Genomic DNA, 4,058 nt, shown 5'->3' on the forward strand with positions numbered 1-4,058 from the left:
TGCGGCAATCCAATACGCCGGTAACGTTCTTGGAGACAACCTAACGGCCAACCTCAGCTTCGGCGCGGGCTTCGACCTCAGCGTCGGGTCGATCGGCAGCTCGTTGGATGCGTTCCTGAACCCAATCTACAAGGACTCGATCCTCGCGCACATCAGCGTCCCCCTGCTGCTGCGTGTATCGAAGCAGGGCTGGGGTCACTACCTCGAAACCACGTCGACGAACGTCACTCAGGCGTTCACCGCAGCGTCGATCATGGACCTCCGGACCCGCAGGCGTGAAACCGACCCCGACATCGCGTTCACGTTGCAGGTGGCCAACGCGAGCCCGTGGCTGATCGGCGACAACGGTTTCGGTCACTGGTGGCTCGGTGACCGCATCGGCGGCACATCAAGGTATTTGATGCCGAAGGTTTTCGTGCGTCGCTGCCGAACGCTGACCATCAACTGGGACGAAGGGAAGGGCGTGACGACCGAGGCCGAATTCGCGAACACCCGCAACGAGAAGGATTTCCTGGCGCGCATGGCGGAACTCACCGCGAAGGCAATGAGCGGACTGCAGGAGATCGGACTGTGGTGATCCTGGTGTGCACATTGCTGGACCGCTTGTGGCATGAGGAGGTGCTGCGCCACGGCGCTGCATGGATGGAACTGTCGGGCCGCCGCACGTTTTCGCGTAAGCGCGGCGTTGTCGTCGAATGCCCCTGCGGGAAGAGGTGGTTATCTCGTGCGCCATGGGACGACCTCGAGGCAGCGGGTTCTTCACGGTGAGCACAGATGAGCTGCCTCCGGCGCAGCCGGTGTTGAGTCCCGAGGTGGCGCAGGCGATGGCGGATAAGGCGCAAGCGTTGGGCGACGCGCAGGTCATTCCAAAGAAGATCCCGGCGGCCGACGACATCGACGCGCAAACGAAAGCTGTTGGCGGCGCGCTGGCGTCGGCGCTGCTGACCGCGACGGAGATGCCACTGCACATGCTGCAGCCTGTCGTCGGCGACTTGGCCGCGCAGCTCGTGGCGTTGGGTATCCGCCAGACCGAGTATGTCGACCCCGATGCGGTGCACGCGCCGGCGTGGATCACCGACGGTGCGCGGCAGGAGTCGATCAAGCTGCCGGAGCAGCCGCAGCACACTGAGGCGGAGCCGGTCGTTGCGCGGACGGCCGAGGCCCCTACGTGTCCGAAGCGGATCGCGAAACACGCGAGGGCCGTCAAGAGGTGACTACTCCGGGCGGAGTGCCGAACCTTCCGCAGGGCGCGTTGACGATCGACACGTTGCAGTCGAAGACGCAGGACATGTCGCCAACGGCGATGAAAGGTCGTGCCGCCAACAGAATTGCCGGCATCTTTGGTGGCTCCACCGGCTCGGACCCCATGTCGCCGCTCACACCGTTCGGCTTTTTGACGACCCTGTTCGCGGGGTTTCAATCGATTGTCGCCAACGCTGACCCCAACGACATCAACGGTCCCGAGGATCTGCCGGGTCTGCTGACCGACTTCATCGAAAGCCTGCCCGTGGTAGGCGAATTCGTGCGCTTGTTCGATGCGATTAAGGGCACCTACGAAGGCGATGATGACACGCTGCTGGCGGTGCAGTCGTTCTTCGTGTCGCTTCGCGCGGAGATTGATCAGGCGGAGGCCAAAGCCGATGCCGCGGCCGACAAGTGGGCGCAGTCGATCGACCAGCTGCTCGGCATGGGGCACGGTGTCGAGGACTTCATCAACATGCTGCAAGGGTTGCGTGACGGCAACCTGAGTGTCCTCGCGCCGGCGAACACGAACCGGCTGGATAACCCCAATTTCAACGGCGCGCTGTCCATCTCGGATCCGTCCGGCGATTTCGTGTGGGACTCGACCGTTTCGCGGTCGCCCGGCGCGCTGGCCGGCTCGGCCCGCGCTACCGCCGACGGCTCAGAAAAAGAGCTGCGATCCAACAAAGTAAGCGTGGCGCCCGGCCAGGTCTGGACTTTCGTTGCGAACCTGGCGGCGGTAGGGCTGGCCGGCGCGGGCTCCCTGGCGCAGTTGACGGCGCAGCCGTATGACGCTGCAGGGAATGAACTTCCGCCCGTTGTACTGGCGTCGAGCGGCGCGCTGACGGGTTCCGGGGTCTGGACGGCGCCGCCGGCCGGGGCGATGAAGACGGGGCAGCTCACGGCCGACTGGACGGTCCCGGCGGGTGTCACGCGCGTGTCGCTGCGGATGATCCTCACCGAGAACGCGACGGCGGGCTCGCTGTGGCTCGACGATATGTCTCTGTCGGCGAAAAGCCTGATCCCGCAGGACTGGGTCAAGAACCTCACCGACGACCTGACTAAGACGTTCACCTGGTTTACGCAGGTCGGACAAATCGTCGCCGGGCAAGCAGTGACCGATCCGGTCAACTCGTCGGTGCAGCAGTTCCGGGACTGGTGGGCCAGCAACCTCGGGCCGGCGGCCATCAAAGCGCGGGCGGATCAGGACGCAGCTTGGGCGGCGCGCAAGCAGAGAAACGATCAGATCCTCAACGACTGGTCGTTCTACTACCCGTTCGGCTCCCCGACCGACACCGCGGCGACGCTGGTCGGCGGCAAGCGCACCAAGTGGGGCGCCTGGAACGACAACTTTCTGATTCTCGGCGAGCAGCTCGGCGTTGCACCCCCGCCGGTTCCGCTGGTCGACCTCGGATCTGCCGTCAGTGGCAACAGCAGCAAGATCGGCCAGGTCGGCAAGATTTTCGCCGGCGAGCCCGTCGTCGCCAACGACGCGGACATGCAGAAGGTGAAGGACTACAACGCCGCCATGACCGGCGGCGGCGCGCCCGGCACAGTGGCCGGCAGCCAGGTGCGTTCGGTCGGTTTCCGCAAGGCGTGCTCATCTCCGACGGCGCGGAATATCAGCGTGGCGACCAACCTCTCGCCGCCGGCCTCGGCCTTGGCGTGGGGCTACTTCCCGAACGGGTTTTTCGGATTCACCGACAACATGACGCCGGAGTTTGTCGAAAGCACCTGGAACGGCCGCGACGCCATGACCGTCGTCGACGAGAACTGGTACATGTTTCAGCTTCGCTGCCAGCAAAACGCCATCTCCGGCAGCGGCGTGGTGTCGATCTACACCGGATTCCTACAGAACGGGCACCTGGTCCTCGCCAACGGACCAAGCGTCGCGGTCAACGTATTCGGTACTCAGTGGGCGCCAACCGCGATGGGCGGAAACACCCCGGTCTTTTGCGAAGCCGGCGACCAGATAGTCCCGGTGGTCTACGTGGACGCCACACAGTCGACCAGCTACCTATCCGGCCTTCAAGTCTTCGGCGAGCCGAGCAACTTCCAGACCTATTGGTCGATGAACAAGGTGTGAGGCCATGACCACAATCATCATTTTGAATCCGATGGGCACCGACGTGACGCCGTTCGTCACCGGCGCCGCGATGGTCCCGCAGCTACTCAAGGGCACGATCCGCAAGCCCGGCGACACCGTTATCACGATTCCCTACGTCAACCAGTCCGGCCGGCAGAACGTCGCCGACGGCGTGGAGATGCTGCACGCCGCGATTCTCAACGCGATCAACAACGGCGCCACCGACATTCTTGTGTTCGGCTACTCCGAGGGCTGCCAGATTGCGGACTGGTGGCTCGCCAAATATGGGCAGTCGACCCCGGTCGACCCGGCGCGACTGCGCTTCTGGCTGATCGCGAACGCGAACCGCAAGTACGGCGGATTCGTCTACGGGCACTCGATTTTCGACGCGGTGGGCTACACGCAGGGCAAGCCGGCCAACACCCCGTACAAAGTCATCGACTTCACCCGGCAATACGACGGCGTGTCTGATTTCCCGACCGCGCAACCCATCCAGAACGCGCTGGTCGGATTGCAGACCGTCGGCAGCGACCAGAACGCGCTCTCGGGCGCGATGAACGCCGTGGCCACCGTCCTGGCCGACAACGTGCACAAAACCGCCGCGCTTAACGCGATCAGCGGCCTGGTGCTGATCCACAACATCTACCTGTACGTCACGCTCGACGACCCGAACAACGTGTCCCTGACCGAAGGGAACATCACCTGGGTCTGGTCACCGACCTACCCGGCT

General features: G+C 64.1%; 3 protein-coding genes and 1 pseudogene. All 4 read left to right on the plus strand.

Annotated elements, in window-relative coordinates; translation table 11 throughout:
- Positions 1–577, plus strand: a pseudogene (locus CYU59_RS00005) (hypothetical protein); the annotation flags it as partial.
- A gap of 187 nt (positions 578–764) precedes the next feature.
- Positions 765–1,214 (plus strand): hypothetical protein, encoded by a 450-nt coding sequence (locus CYU59_RS00010; RefSeq protein ID WP_292974671.1) that lies wholly within the window; start codon positions 765–767, stop codon positions 1,212–1,214.
- The gene (locus CYU59_RS00015; protein ID WP_292974672.1) at positions 1,211–3,328 is read left to right on the plus strand and encodes a hypothetical protein; all 2,118 of its coding nucleotides are present in this window, start codon (positions 1,211–1,213) and stop codon (positions 3,326–3,328) included. The genes CYU59_RS00010 and CYU59_RS00015 overlap by 4 nt, the downstream gene beginning before the upstream one ends.
- A 4-nt stretch (positions 3,329–3,332) precedes the next feature.
- On the plus strand, positions 3,333–4,058 hold a 726-nt coding region (locus CYU59_RS00020), incomplete at its 3' end, for a PE-PPE domain-containing protein (RefSeq protein ID WP_292974673.1).

Source organism: Mycobacterium sp. (assembly GCF_002863225.1).
Lineage (GTDB): Bacteria > Actinomycetota > Actinomycetes > Mycobacteriales > Mycobacteriaceae > Mycobacterium.